This is a genomic window from Ohtaekwangia sp. (assembly GCF_036568665.1).
In the GTDB taxonomy this organism is placed as follows: Bacteria; Bacteroidota; Bacteroidia; order Cytophagales; family Cyclobacteriaceae; genus Ohtaekwangia.
Window position 1 is genome coordinate 1 of record NZ_DATCSD010000301.1, and the last position, 14,023, is coordinate 14,023.

Below are 14,023 nucleotides of genomic sequence, written 5' to 3' on the forward strand. Positions count from 1 at the left end.
GCGCAAAATTTCAGCTCGAAAACAATACAGAGAATAATGATGAGGTCAAATTGAAGGCTGTTATATACAAATACATGCCAATAAATGAACTCATTAAAAAGAGATGGATAAAGGAGGGCAAAGACCTTGATAAAGAGTTGAGACGATTCTGGAATATTCCCAAGGGCAAAGGGCTAGACCTATCTTTCTTGGAAACGGATCGAGCACGACTTGAATACCGAACTTCCTCGGCATTCGAAGGTACTTTCAATCAAAACAACGCGCTGATCTGGCATCAAATGGCTTTGAATTTTTCAAAAACAATTAAAGCAAAACCATTTCAAAAGAAGTCATTAACTGAGCTAATGACTGATGTTCACTCATACACAAATAAAGAGGGGGGGATAAAAAGCTTCCTGCATGAGTTGACGCAAGTCGGAGTCAAATTTGTGTTTCTCACCCATCTTTCAAAAACCTATCTCGATGGTGCTGCCTTCTTGTCATCTGAAGGCCCTGTAGTTGCCTTGACAGGTCGTTATGATCGCGTAGACAATTTTTGGTTCACGCTTGCACACGAATTGAGTCATATCGCGTTACACTTGACTAAAGACGAGAAGGAAGCAATTTTTATAGATGATACTACGAAAAAATCAACCTCATCTAAAGAATTAGAAGCTAATGAGAATGCGGAAAGAATTCTCCTTCAACCCGATATTCTGGAGCACTTTGAAAACGATACAAACTACATTACAGAAGAAAAAGTAATTGAGTTCTCAGACGAGAAAGATATTCATCCATCAATAGTTGTTGGGTTACTTGCGCACAATGAACTTGTTTCATACTCGACACTTCATCGATTTAAAGAGTCAGTTAGGGATCAAATTCCAGACAAGTACAAAGCGGATCCTTGGAATTTATTCTAGTTTCAAATTTTCATTACTAAGTCATTCCTAACCCGGAATCATGTCTGGAAACAAGATAGAGTTCAAAATAGTAAAAGATGCAAAAGGGAAAGAGGTTGATCTTGCAGCTATGTCCATTGTTGCTACAAGATCCCTGATAACACTTATGCAATCACTTACGAATATTTTATCTGAATCGGCCAACGACCAGAGTGTAAAGATTCAAATCCTTAAAGGCTCAGCCACTTTGGTTGCTGAAGCTCCCGAAGCTATAATTAAGAAAGTCCATAAGGACTTTGATGACGTAATACAGAACAAATCAACAAACAAATATCTTGTTGATAACTGGTTATCGATCCAAACTTTGATTCAAGAAGACGGTCTAGAGTACGAAGCAAATTTTTACACACGATCGTCTAAGGTTCCTGTCCTTGAAAAAATCAAATCATCTAAAAAATTCAAGGTAAAGGCGACCAGAAAAAGACTGCCTAGTGATACTGACCTGATTTTTCTTTCTGGAAAATTAATTGAGGTGGGTGGCAAGATTCCGAATATCCACATAATTTCAGGAAATAGCGAAGATAAGTATACTGTGGGCTGTGGGGAGAGTGAGGCAATTAAGGTCAATAAATTTCTCTATCAATCTGTTATGCTATCAGTTTGGCGTACTAAAAAGGCAAGCAGTGCAATCAAGTATACCTTTTGCGATTTCTATACTGAAGAAACGATTTACAATCGCTTCACTGAATTCATCACCGATTTTAACAAAAAGGAGGAGGTTGATGCTTTGGTGTTGTTGCACGGTAAATTCAGGGAGTACATAGAAGGCAAAGATTTCGGGCACCTTCGTAAGTTAATGCGACTCTTCAATCATGACTCAGTTAGCGCCAGTACGTTGAAGACGATTTTGATAATCACTAAATCTTTAAAAGACCATGAAGATGTGTCTCAATTGCGGCGATCTCTAAAAGAAAAGCTTGAGTCAAAAATTGGAACCTTAGTCTAACACTTGATGCCAATTACAATCGAAGAAATAGATGGTGAGCTTTTCCGAACAGACTCGTATGAAATTGATTCGGATTTCGTTGGCGTGGCCGTCTACGTAGACAAAGAAGGCGTTGCTCACCATTCGGGCTTGGTGATCGCATATCAAGGTAACTACAATCTATTCCATTACACAGGCAGTGACGTAGAGTTCAATGACAACGTCACGAGAGCGTTCATTTTCAAGAAATTGAAATTCGTTTCCAAAGAGGAAGTCTCTGCTTTTTATGCGCATTGTTTGGTGATCCAAAAAAATGCTAATCCAATGTATGGATACTTCTTTGCAGGTGATTATTACAATAAAGAAGGACGATATTTTTCTCAAAGCGGTGTTGAGGAGTATATGACATGCGTGGGCTTTTGTATCAGCGTAGTAAAGGGATTCATCGAAGCGGAAGAATATTTCTATTATGAAGATTGGACTGAAGATGGTGTTCCAACTTGGTTCTTTCAGCAATTTATTAAAGAGTTACGCGAGCAAAATCCTAATGCGACTATAGACGAGACGTTGTTCAGACGGCATTTGAGGCGAATTACGCCCACCGAATACACAGCAGGAGCGTACCTAGACATACCTGTTCGAAAAAACCATGTAGACCAGATTGTTGAGCCGGTTCGGAAAGCCTTATTTGATAGACGACCAGCAAAGTAAATTTCATTGGCTGAGGAGTTTTCCTTGGACTGAATAAAGTTTCTCTGTAGCGGATCTGATGATTCGGTGCACTTCATGCGCAAAGCTCAGGTGCACCGAATTTGCCTCTACAAAACGACCAATAATGCTCAAATGATGCTTCGGAAAAATAAAAAACCCCGAAATTGAACGAATTTCGGGGTTTTGTTAGTCAATGAATGTGACTTGGCAGAGGAGGAGGGATTCGAACCCCCGGACCCGTTAAGGTCTCCGGTTTTCAAGACCGGTGCAATAAACCGCTCTACCACTCCTCTGTGTTCGGTTTATTTTAAGGAGTGCAAATGTATAGCTTTCCTTTAAACCGACAAATATCTGTGGGAAACTTTCTTATTTCTGCTCTTCCGCGTAGTCTACAAATACTTTTTTGATGTCTTTGTCGTCAATTTTAGCGGCATTTTTAGAGTAAGCGTCCAGTTCCAGCAGTACAATGCGTTGGTCGTTCAGGTTCGATCGCAGCTTTTCTATGTCTTTATCGAACTCGGCATTTCTGCGGGCCGATTTAAGAGCATACTTACGAGCAAACTCATCGCCCACCGATTGTACTTTATTCCGGATGTCAATTCCGATTTTGATCTTCTCCAGGATGTTCTCTTTTGATCGGCCAACCACTTCCGTAGCCTCGAGGGTACCCAACGTCAATACCGTTGTACCTCCCACAGCTGATACTACTTTGGATTGGTCTGCATTGTCTATTACAGCAGGCGTAAAACCAGTTACGGCACCCAACGATGCGTTTACTATAGATCGGTTCTTCTTTCCTTTTTTCGCTTTCTTATAGTCAGCATTCAGCTTGCGCTGGTTAGCGTCTAATTGCTGGATAAGTATAAGTGCGTCTACCAGGTTGCTTCTGTACTTCTGGAAGAGGTGAGCATCTTTTTTGATCAGGTTCTCTGCGTCTGATACCTTGATTCTGATTTTACGCTGCGTACGGTTGTTGGATTTATCGAGTACAAAAAACACGAGCTCTGTTGTGATAGCGTTTTGTGCGTCATCTACAAATTCATAACCGGGTGTCCAGGTAAATTCAGATTGGAGTGATGTATTTTCTTTCAGGCTTGTAGCCGGCACGCGCTTGTCGCTGGATATAAAACCTGCACTGCGCACGTTGTCGTCTCCGTTAGGATCGGATATATATATCTTCAGGTTTAGAGTTTCATCTTCTTTAATCGAGAAGAGAGAATCGCCCGGTACGATCAGAATTTCCGGAGGAAGATCTTGTTGTGTTTGAGCGATCTTTAGTTTTCCTTTTGTCTCTGCTTTGTCAGGTTGATCCTGCACGATGAACTCGATCTGTAACGGATTATTCTTTAGCGAAGAGAACTGACTACGCGAAGGTGTCCAGGTGAATTGCCCGAGAGAAGAAAGCGCGGAACCTTCCGGCATCTGCGATTGAATAGACTTGATAACAATCGGATCTCCATCCGGATCGTATACATAATCGTTCGCGATCTGATAGGTGTTGAGGTTCGATTGCTTTACATAGAACACCGGCAGATCTTCTACCACGGGTGGGCGGTTAACATGGTTAACTATAAAAGTTACCGGCTTGCGTTCGCGTTTGCCATCGCGCAGTGTTGCCTGAAAAATAACCGTGACGTCTTTTGTCTTTGCTACACGGTCTACCAGATCAAAAGATGGTTTCCATTCAAAGTTTCCGAGTGTATCGAAGCGAATGTTAAGGCCTTCTGTTCCTTCAATAGTAAAGTATGCCGGAACTTCAGGCGATATCTTTACGCGGAAAGAGAGTTGTTGATTTTCGTTGAGAATATTCCAGCCAGTGCTATCCGGAAAAACTAAATGATGATTATTCTGGCCCAGGGTGATTAAGCAACTACAAAAGAAAAAAATAAAGAGATTTACGTGCTTCACGGTTAAAGTTTATGTTGATTCAAAAAATTCAGGAGCCGTAAAGTTAATAAGATGAAAATTCTGTGATATGCCACGTACCAAAAAGAAACAAACTGATAAAAATTTCTTTACCGATGTGTATGAAGTAGCGCGGCTTATTCCTGCCGGGCGGGCTACCAGTTACGGTGCTATAGGAGCATATCTTGGATTGAAATCGAGTGCACGCATGGTTGGGTGGGCTATGTTCGGTTGTCCGAAAGATGTACCGGCTCACCGTGTTGTAAACAGCAAAGGACTGCTTACGGCCAAACATCACTTTAAACCACCTGGTAAAATGCAGAAACTTTTAGAAAAGGAAGGGGTGAAGGTAGTTAACGACAAAATCGTGGGCTTTAACGAAGTATTTTGGGACCCTTTGACAGAATTGACGTTAGACGGAGCCAAACCGAGAAAAAAACGTCCCAAAAATGGATGAGAAAGATTAAGCAAGCCTCAAATTAGCGGAATTTGGGGTATTTGTCGAGTGGCATAGGGTTAGTAATAAGGTGTACCAAACAATGACTTATGAAGACCCTTATCAAAGTTCTTGTTGCCGGTTGTCTTTTTATCGCGTCATCTGCACATGCTGATGACATCACATCCATACCGGCTTATAAGCACAAAAATCTGTTTGTGCTGAAAACGCAGAAAAAATTTAAGGGCGCAAAAGTTGAAGTTTTCCATGCGAATGGTGAATTGCTCACCTCGCAGAATCTGCAGAAACGAAAAGTAATTATCGATTTCGGCAGTGTGCAGCATGGCACGTACGTTATCCGCCTCACCAAGGGCAATAACGTGCAGGAGTTTGAATACACAAGCAAACAAAAGTGATTCTGCCGCAAGGCAACACTTGAAAATATAGTGGGGTTGGTTTTAATCGGGTCTAGGCTGCTTCGCACTGAGGTAGCCTTTTCCTTTTTATAGCCCTTCAGACTTTTACCGATGTGCCTTTTCTGGAAATAAACCAGAGTCCGATGAACGTGATCAGCCCGTTCACAATCAGAATTTCTATTCCAAACTTGTAGCCTCCCAGTAATTTTTCCGAATTGAGACTGATCAGGTACGACAATGCCGGAGAGAGCACGCATACTATCGGCACCAGTTTATCGCGCACCTGCAGTCTGGTAAACAGACCAAAAGCGAAGAGTCCCAATAAAGGACCGTACGTATAGCCTGCCACGTTGAGCACTGCATCGATAACCGAGCGCTCGTTGATCTCTTTAAAAACCAGAATGATTACGAGAAAGAGCAACGAGAAGCCTAAGTGCACCATAAATTTTTGTTTACGCTTTACAGCTTCCGGTTTGTCTTTGAAGTTGAGAAAATCGATACAGAAAGAAGTTGTCAGTCCGGCCAATGCAGCATCTGCACTGGCATACGAAGAAGCTGTTATACCCAACAGAAAGAATATACCTACCGCGAGGCCTAATTCATTAAAGGCTAATCGTGGGAAGAGTTCGTCAGAGGCTGCGGGTAAAGCAATGTTGTTGGTAGAGCTATAGATATATAGTAATGCACCGAGGGTGAGGAACAATAAATTTACCACTACCAGCAGTAAGCTAAACCAGAACATATTTTTCTGTGCATCGCCCAGTGTTTTGCACGTCAGGTTCTTTTGCATAATCTCCTGGTCCATGCCGGTCATAGTAAGCGTGATGAATGCGCCACCGAGAAATTGTTTCCAGAAGAATTGTGTGGAGTTAACATCATCCAAGTAAAACACTTTTGCATACTGACTTGACTTGATGGTGGTGATCATTTCGGAGAACGACATGCCGAGTTTATCGGAGATCTGCCACACCGCTATACATACAGCAGAGATCAGAAATATAGTCTGGAAAGAATCCGTCCATACAATCGTTTTTACTCCGCCTTTGAAAGTATATATCCAGATCAGTATAATGGTTGTAGCCACTGTTACGAAGAATGGAACATGCCACGCATCGAAGAGAAATAGTTGCAATACCGTGGCTGCGAGAAACAAGCGGAGTGATGAACCGATGGTGCGCGATACGAGGAAGAAGAATGCACCGGTTTTGTAGGTCCAGAAGTTGAAGCGCTTCTCTAAGTAAGTATAAATGGAAATGAGATTGAGTCGATAATACAGGGGCATCAGTATGCCGATAATCAGCCAGTAGCCCAACAGATAGCCCAGCACTACCTGGAAATAACCGAAGCCGATTTTGCCCACGTTGCCCGGAACGGAGATGAACGTTACGCCCGATAACGAGGAGCCTATCATGCCAAAAGCCACCAAATACCAGGGCGACTGCCGGTTGGCGGTGAAGAATGTATTGGTATCGGCACCTCGCGAGGTAATTACCGAGATATAAATCAATACACCGAAATAAATAACCATGATGGTGGCAACCAGGGCAGGAGTCATGTGCTAAGGTAGTTTTTACAGCGGCAAAAAATCAGGAAATCGGATCAATTCCAAATCCATCTTGAATGAGTCGTTTTCCCAACGTACTTTTGTAGGATGAAACCCGCGTATCAGGAAGAGGTATTAACCGATGTAGATGTACTGGAGGCAGTGGAAACAACCGACCTGATGGATCTGATTGTTTTCAACGATGATGTGAATACATTCGACCATGTGATTGAAACCTTAATACGGGTTTGTGAACATACTGCCGAGCAGGCTGAACAATGTACACTGATTATTCATTACAAAGGGAAGTGTGCTGTGAAGAAAGGAACGTTTGACTTTCTTCGTCCTATGCGTGAAGCGATCTGCGAGGTTGGCATTGATGCCCGCATCCTGTAATCATACACGATCAATCTCCTGTTCCATTACTCTAAATAGTATCGGTGGATTATCCTTCCAAACTTATTGAAGAAGCTGTTAACCAGATTGCAAAACTTCCTGGCATCGGGAAGAAAACGGCTTTGCGCCTGGTGCTGCATCTGATTAAAGCCAAGGAAGAAAATACCTATGCGCTCACGGATGCACTCAGCAACCTGCGCGCGAATATCAAGTTCTGCAAAGTATGCCACACTATATCTGACACCGAGCTTTGCACGATCTGCGCAAGTCACAGACGCGATCGTAGTATGGTATGCATTGTGGAGGATGTGAAGGATGTAATGGCGATTGAGAACACAGCACAATTCAACGGACTTTATCATGTGCTGGGAGGTGTGATCTCCCCGGTAAATGGTATAGGGCCGGCCGATCTTAAAATTGAATCGCTGGTGAATCGATTGAACCACGGACAAACGGAAATAAAAGAAGTGATCCTGGCGCTGAGTCCTACCATGGAAGGAGACACTACAGCTTTCTATATCAACAGGCGCATCAAGGAATTATCGGTAAAGGTGAGCGTTATTGCGCGTGGTGTGCCCGTGGGTGGCGACCTTGAATATGCCGATGAGATTACATTGGGCCGAAGCATTACCGGCCGCACGCTTTTCAATTAATTCCAGCAGTAGATTTCATTTTTTTAAAATTCAATCAGGCTGATATAGTCTGAAATGCGAAATTTTCAAATCTGGAATCAATCCTTCCAACTTAAAACGATAATGCCTTTCTTTGCTCGCTTTTTATAAAACAACCATGACTACACTTTCCAACCGAATCAACGCGATCGAAGAATCTGCAACACTGGCAATGGCCGCGAAGGCACGTGAATTCAAGATGAAAGGAATTGATGTGATCAGCCTCAGCCTTGGCGAACCTGATTTCAAAACTCCTGAGCATATTTGTGATGCTGCCAAGAAAGCGATTGATGAAGGAAAGTATTTTGCTTACCCTCCGGTAGCGGGCTACCAGGATTTACGCGAAGCACTGGCCGCCAAGTATCAGAAAGAAAATAATGTTCCTTATAAAGCTGAAAATATAGTTGTCTCCAACGGAGCCAAGCAATCTATAGCCAATGCTATGCTGGCACTGCTTAACCCGGGCGATGAAGTAGTTGTGTTCTCTCCTTATTGGGTAAGTTACGATGCACTGGTGCGTCTTGCAGAAGCAACACCGGTGATGATCAAGGGAGGTATAGAGAGTGATTTTAAAGTGACTGCGAAACAACTGGAAGCAGCCATCACACCGAAGACAAAAGCGATCATCTTCTCTTCACCTTGTAATCCTACCGGCTCTGTATTCTCACGCAAAGAACTTCAGGATATAGCGGATGTAGTATTGAAACACCCGAACCTGCTGGTAATTGCCGATGAAATATATGAGCACATCAACTTTACCGGTGAGCAGGTAAGTATAGCTTCGTTCGCCGGAATGTTTGAGCGCACCATCACGGTAAATGGTTTTGCAAAAGGCTTCGCGATGACGGGCTGGCGTGTAGGTTATATAGCTGCACCAAAGTGGATTGCCGATGGTTGCAACAAAGTGCAAGGACAAGTTACTTCTGCTAACTGCTCTATAGCACAGCGTGCAGCATTGGCAGCTATAGCCGGTGATATTACACCTACCAACAAAATGGTAGAGGAATATCGCAAGCGCAGAGATATAGTATATAATCTGCTGAAAGAGATACCAGGCGTAAAAGCTAATTACCCAGAAGGTGCTTTCTATTTCTTCCCGGATGTAAGTGCCTATTACGGCAAATCAGATGGCACTAAAACGATCAAGAATGGCGATGATCTTTGCTTGTTCCTGTTAGAGAAAGCACACGTATCGTTAGTGCCGGGCGGAGCCTTTGGCGATGAGGCTTGTGTACGGTTGTCGTACGCTGCTTCTGAGAGCGATCTGCGTGAAGCCATGAAGCGTTTGAAAGAAACGCTGGCTACGCTGAAGTGAATCTGTGCCTGCCGGTAGATCTTAAATTAAAAATTTCATTTCTTATTGAGTACAGTCAGGTGGAAACGCCTGACTGTTTTTGTATCTATATATAGTATTGTACTGTAATCGAATCAGTGCGCGCTATATTTCACAGCCCATCACACGCAACTAATTTTTATTCAGCTTCGAACTGTTGCTCCAGCGGAGCTTCTTTTTCAAGGTCGGCTACAATCTTGCGGTCAAGCGCGGTTTCCTTTATCACATTATAGTTGGCCCAGAACTCTTTGTTATAAGGGTAGTCCTGGTATTGCAGCCCGTAGTTCCGCATCTTCTCGGTTGAACGTATATGTTCAGTGGTGTTGGCTTGCACTTCGTTGATCAGTAAATACTGTGTAAGCTCGGTGTCGAACTTCAAGGCTTTGGTTTTAATGTCGTTCCACTTCTCTTGTGTGGTAACGGTTATATAGTTGAGGTACATCTTGCCGCTATATTTGCGGAAGTCAATTTGCTTTTTGTATCCGATATAGGTGTTCACTACATCTTTGCGTGTATCCAGGTTATCGCCCGTATAGGTAATTTCAAAGTCCATGTGGATAATCGAGTAATCTGATTTATCGATGAATACTTTAAGTTTGAAATCCTTTTCGTACGAGAGCACAAATATTTCATGGTCGTTATAGAACGAATCATCCTCGCGCTGCATGTTTTCAAATACCTCTTCGGCTATATCATGGTGGTAGCGTACGCTATTATGCAGGAGTAAATCTTCCAGTAAATTTTTCTGATCGAAATAAGAAGCAAACCTGTTTTCGTAGCCCAGGCTTTTGCGTACTTCTACAAGCTTTACATGCTCGCGCAGTTTTGAAGGATTGCGCGGCTTGGCATAATTCTCATCATAGATTTTTACAGCAGCTTCGAGCAGCGCTATCGTGGTGCCGCTTACTTTTTTTATGTCGCGATAGAAGCCATCCATTAAGAAAGGCTCCATCGGAAAGTTCTGTTCTATCCGTGAAAGCGCTACACGAAATATTTCCCCTCCTTTGCGGAGAGAATCTGTAACAACTACTTCCGAAAGAAGCGTAACTGATTTATTCAATTCGATAGTCTTCATGCCGCTATCGATCAGCGACCAAACAGGCGCTTCAAAATTTTCGTAGCCCAGCATGCTTACTACGACAATCTCGTTTCGGTATTCGGAAGAAAAATGGAAATCAAATTCACCGGAAAGATTGGCAATTGTACCAACCGATTTCCCTTTAATAACAACTGAAGCAAACGGGAGCACTTCACTGGTTCCTTTATCAATTACCCTTCCGGAAAGCGTTATTTTCTGCGCAAAAACACCGATAGAGATTAAAAGGAAAACAAAAACAAGGATATATCGCATAAGCGAATGGAAATAGACAGTCAAATTGGTTATTTAGTCTTTTGTTTCAAACCTCGCGTAGGATATTCCCCTAAATTGAAGATTTATCGCCAATAATCTATCCTGAACGGTTTTACATTTCATTGCTTACCTTTAAGTATGAACTTGCCTGTCTTGAAGTCCATCGAAGAAATACCTCGCGTCTGGAAGAAGGCCTACCTGTTATTATGCCTTTGGTTTGCCGCCAATTATGGTGTAGGTACTTTCATAGAATGGAAACTCGAAAACCCGAATACTTATATATTCTGGAATACACTCTATCTTTTTGAAGTACTGTGTATTCTTATCATCGGCATTTTCTTCTATGCTAACTGGCTGTTTCGTTTCAGAATATATTTTCAAGTGGCAGGCCATGCTATTGGTGCCATGACGCACTTCCTTATTATGGGCACACTATCCTATTACCTGGAAGACTATGTAGAAGGTTATGCCGGCTGGGATTTTTGGAAGGCGCACATTATAGGTTTGCTGAAATGGGAAGGACTTCATTTTCACGATCAGTATATTATTACTGTTGGGGTATATTATGTGATTGGTTACTTCCAGGGATTGCAAAAGCAAGAACAGGAGAAGAGCGAGCTTGCCCTGAAGAATCGCGAGATGCAGATATCATTGCTCAAGTCGCAGATCAATCCGCACTTTCTTTTCAATACATTAAATTCGATCAATACGCTGATTGGTTCCAGTAAGGAGCAGGCGCGTAAGGTGATCACACAACTCTCGGATATTTTTCGCTATGCACTTGATTCGCATGGCGACCAGATGGTAAAGCTTATACAGGAACTTGATTTTATCGATAACTATATACGCATACAACAAGTACGCTTTGGCGATCGACTGAAATTTGTGAAGCAGGTAGATTTCTCTTGCCTGAATGTAGAGATACCTCCCATGATATTGCAACCCCTTGTTGAAAACTCCGTGAAGTATGGTATAGCTCCGAAGGAAGATGGCGGTACTATTATACTCACCGTAAAGCGTTTCAATAATATGATTTTCTTCGAAGTAAAAGACGATGGACTTGGCTCGAAGGCCAAGAAGGTAATGGATGGAAGCTCCAGTGGAGTGGGTGTAAAAAATACCGATCAACGTCTTAAGAGTATATTTGGACCAGGCTCAGGTCTGCGCATTCACTCCAATGAATGGGGCTACTCTGTAAGCTTCTTTATACCATATGAAGAAGTGCTGGAAGAAATGAAAAGTAAAGCTGTGTAACTTATTAAAACTTAATTATACATGAACATAACCTGTGTTATTGTCGATGATGAAAAATTAGCGCGCGATCTCCTGCAGGAGTATTTGCAGCAGATGCCAAACATCCAGGTGATTGGCGAATGCTCCAAAGGGAAAGATGCCGTAGAGTTGATTGATAAGGAAAAACCCGATCTTGTTTTTCTCGATGTACAAATGCCTGGCATGACTGGCTTTGATGTGCTCGATGAAATTACACACGATCCGTATGTGATATTCTGCACGGCATACGATCAGTATGCATTAAAAGCTTTCGAGAAGAATGCTGTAGACTATATATTGAAGCCGCTTGATCAAGAGCGTTTCAAGCTTGCCGTTGAACGCGCCATTGCCCGCATGAAGATGGAGCAGAACAACGTTGGTGAGTTGCTGCGCAACCTGAAAACAGAAAACAAAACTTCGTATGACTCGCACATCTTTGTGCAGAAGTCTGAGAAGTTATTGAACCTGCCGGTAGATGAAATAGTATACCTGGAAGCTTCGGGTGACTATACTATTCTCACTACGAAGAATGATCAGTTTGTGAGTTCATCCGGTATCGGTAAGCTGGAAGAGATTCTTAACCCGGAAACATTTATCCGTGTGCACAGAAGTACGATTATCAACATCAACAGTTTGAAGGAGATTGAAAAACACTTCAACGGTGGTATGGTGGTAAAGATGCAAAACGGTAAGAGCTTCCCGGTGAGTAGAACCTATGCGAAATTGATTCGTAAGAAAGTGGTATAAATTTTTCTCCCGCAGATCTCGCAGACTTACGCAGAAATATCCATTGAAATTTATCTGCGTTCATCAGCGAAATCTGCGGGAAATTTTTTCTCAGTACTTGAAATCTGTGGGAGATATTTTTTCGCCTGTATATTGAATCCTCACAGTTTTGCCATGTTGTTTCATGATGGCTTGTATCTTCGCCTCGAAAGATTGTTGAGCTTCTTTTACAAAGGCTGCCTGCTCTGCGTATTTTTTGGCATCGGTAATAAAGGCATTCATCGCTTTCGATCGGTCATCTGTATTTACCCAATTCCATAATCCATTCTCGTCTGCGAACGTTACGTCTCCCAAAGATTCGATCGACAGTAATACGGGGTATGGTGCTATAACGGTAGCATGTTCTTCATCAATCTTTATGGAGAATTTCTCGTTCAGGTTAAAGCCCGCCTTTGCTTCAAACGTTCCTTTTATAGTAATCTTCTTGGTGCTCTTCAGCCATGTGTTATTCCATATATACTCATGCTGAAATTTCTGTGATAGCGTAGCAAGCTCGAGTATAGGTGTTTGCTGTTGTAGCACTACCGTATTGTTCACCGTTACCTCGGGTGTAAACTGAAACGCTTCTTTAAAGTCGCGACCAATCTGTTTGGCACCTTCATAACTGCGTTGTGCCAGTTGTGTGGGTATATATACAATCAATATATAGGCGGTAATGCTTAGTGTTACCAGCAGAACGATGATAAGAACAATCTTCCGGTTTGAAAACATAACGATGCTTTAGTGTTAGTGGATCTGCTCAATCAGTTCAAGTCGTTTTACAATAGCATTGGGTAAAAGAATCGTTCCTGGTGATAGTACTGCATTCGCCCCGATTCGTGTGCCATCACCTACCAATGCTCCGAACTTGGTGGAGGTAGTTATATACTCTTTGTTGTTGATAAGTACTTTAATGGTTTTATCGGCCCGTTCATTATAGTGATTCGCGATGATAGAACCTGCTTCCATATTTACCTGCGAACCAACAATGGAGTCGCCCGCAAAATTGAAGTGAGCCAGCGCAGCACGAGGCATAATAAAGCTTGATTTTATTTCGCAGCCAGGCCCTATACTTGCACCTTCTCCTAAAAATACTCCGCCTCGTATATAGGCGTGTGCCCCTATAAAACATCCGGCAGAAATAATTGCAGGACTTTTAATGATTACATGCTCTTCCACACGCGCATCTTTGTGAATGGCTACAGCATCGCGAATGATATAGTCTGACGAAAGTGTTTTTATTTTTTCCTGTATAAGAGCAGGAGCCTGGGCCGTAATTTCCCAGGGGAGTAGTGATTTTAATTCAGGAAAAAGAGAATAGAAAGAAGGTATATATAGTTGAATGTCGATCATGTCGT

Annotated in this window: 15 protein-coding genes and 1 tRNA gene; 10 read left to right on the plus strand and 6 right to left on the minus strand. The window is 42.5% G+C overall.

What is annotated here, in order from left to right:
• The 3 genes from VIN08_RS16215 to VIN08_RS16225 all read left to right on the plus strand — a co-directional run.
• Window positions 1-902, plus strand: a 902-nt coding sequence (locus tag VIN08_RS16215) for an ImmA/IrrE family metallo-endopeptidase (RefSeq protein WP_331967167.1), incomplete at its 5' end; no start/stop codon positions are given.
• Window positions 903-942: 40 nt separating this feature from the next.
• Window positions 943-1,887, plus strand: a complete 945-nt coding sequence (locus VIN08_RS16220; protein ID WP_331967168.1) for a hypothetical protein — start codon at window positions 943-945, stop codon at window positions 1,885-1,887.
• 6 nt (window positions 1,888-1,893) lie between these two features.
• Window positions 1,894-2,577 carry a hypothetical protein gene (locus VIN08_RS16225; RefSeq protein WP_331967169.1) on the plus strand — a complete coding sequence of 228 codons (684 nt, stop codon included), beginning with the start codon at window positions 1,894-1,896 and terminating at the stop codon, window positions 2,575-2,577.
• A 205-nt stretch (window positions 2,578-2,782) separates the two neighbouring features.
• Here VIN08_RS16225 and VIN08_RS16230 read toward each other — a convergent pair.
• Window positions 2,783-2,870 (minus strand) — tRNA-Ser (locus tag VIN08_RS16230).
• A 73-nt stretch (window positions 2,871-2,943) separates the two neighbouring features.
• Window positions 2,944-4,485, minus strand: a complete 1,542-nt coding sequence (locus VIN08_RS16235) for an Ig-like domain-containing protein (protein WP_331967171.1) — start codon at window positions 4,483-4,485, stop codon at window positions 2,944-2,946.
• A 67-nt stretch (window positions 4,486-4,552) separates the two neighbouring features.
• Here VIN08_RS16235 and VIN08_RS16240 point away from each other — a divergent pair, with 67 nt between their 5' ends.
• Both VIN08_RS16240 and VIN08_RS16245 read left to right on the plus strand, forming a co-directional pair.
• A complete protein-coding gene (locus VIN08_RS16240) occupies window positions 4,553-4,939 on the plus strand; it encodes an MGMT family protein (protein WP_331967172.1) in 387 nt (128 codons plus the stop codon).
• Between the two features lie 89 nt (window positions 4,940-5,028).
• A complete protein-coding gene (locus tag VIN08_RS16245; RefSeq protein ID WP_331967174.1) occupies window positions 5,029-5,334 on the plus strand; it encodes a T9SS type A sorting domain-containing protein in 306 nt (101 codons plus the stop codon).
• 97 nt (window positions 5,335-5,431) lie between these two features.
• On the opposite strand, the gene VIN08_RS16250 is transcribed toward VIN08_RS16245, so the two are convergent.
• Entirely contained in the window at window positions 5,432-6,889 is a 1,458-nt protein-coding gene (locus VIN08_RS16250) for a sodium:solute symporter (RefSeq protein ID WP_331967176.1), read from the minus strand.
• A 96-nt stretch (window positions 6,890-6,985) separates the two neighbouring features.
• Here VIN08_RS16250 and VIN08_RS16255 point away from each other — a divergent pair, with 96 nt between their 5' ends.
• From VIN08_RS16255 to VIN08_RS16265, 3 genes are all read left to right on the plus strand, one after another.
• Complete coding sequence (locus tag VIN08_RS16255) at window positions 6,986-7,273, plus strand: ATP-dependent Clp protease adaptor ClpS (protein WP_331967177.1); 288 nt, start codon at window positions 6,986-6,988, stop codon at window positions 7,271-7,273.
• A 44-nt stretch (window positions 7,274-7,317) separates the two neighbouring features.
• Window positions 7,318-7,926: a recombination mediator RecR gene (gene recR, locus VIN08_RS16260; RefSeq protein ID WP_331967179.1), complete on the plus strand. Its 609-nt coding sequence runs from the start codon at window positions 7,318-7,320 to the stop codon at window positions 7,924-7,926.
• 136 nt (window positions 7,927-8,062) lie between these two features.
• Entirely contained in the window at window positions 8,063-9,259 is a 1,197-nt protein-coding gene (locus VIN08_RS16265) for a pyridoxal phosphate-dependent aminotransferase (protein WP_331967181.1), read from the plus strand.
• A gap of 157 nt (window positions 9,260-9,416) precedes the next feature.
• Here the strand turns inward: VIN08_RS16265 and VIN08_RS16270 are convergent, their stop codons facing one another.
• A complete protein-coding gene (locus tag VIN08_RS16270) occupies window positions 9,417-10,628 on the minus strand; it encodes a carboxypeptidase-like regulatory domain-containing protein (RefSeq protein WP_331967184.1) in 1,212 nt (403 codons plus the stop codon).
• Window positions 10,629-10,766: 138 nt separating this feature from the next.
• Here VIN08_RS16270 and VIN08_RS16275 point away from each other — a divergent pair, with 138 nt between their 5' ends.
• Together VIN08_RS16275 and VIN08_RS16280 are read left to right on the plus strand one after the other, a co-directional pair.
• Window positions 10,767-11,882 carry a sensor histidine kinase gene (locus tag VIN08_RS16275; protein WP_331967186.1) on the plus strand — a complete coding sequence of 372 codons (1,116 nt, stop codon included), beginning with the start codon at window positions 10,767-10,769 and terminating at the stop codon, window positions 11,880-11,882.
• A 21-nt stretch (window positions 11,883-11,903) separates the two neighbouring features.
• A complete protein-coding gene (locus tag VIN08_RS16280; protein ID WP_331967188.1) occupies window positions 11,904-12,647 on the plus strand; it encodes a LytTR family DNA-binding domain-containing protein in 744 nt (247 codons plus the stop codon).
• Between the two features lie 90 nt (window positions 12,648-12,737).
• On the opposite strand, the gene VIN08_RS16285 is transcribed toward VIN08_RS16280, so the two are convergent.
• Entirely contained in the window at window positions 12,738-13,397 is a 660-nt protein-coding gene (locus tag VIN08_RS16285) for a DUF4230 domain-containing protein (RefSeq protein WP_331967190.1), read from the minus strand.
• Window positions 13,398-13,412: 15 nt separating this feature from the next.
• Window positions 13,413-14,018, minus strand: coding sequence for a DapH/DapD/GlmU-related protein (locus VIN08_RS16290; protein WP_331967191.1), 606 nt, complete (start codon window positions 14,016-14,018; stop codon window positions 13,413-13,415).
• Window positions 14,019-14,023: the final 5 nt, after the last annotated feature.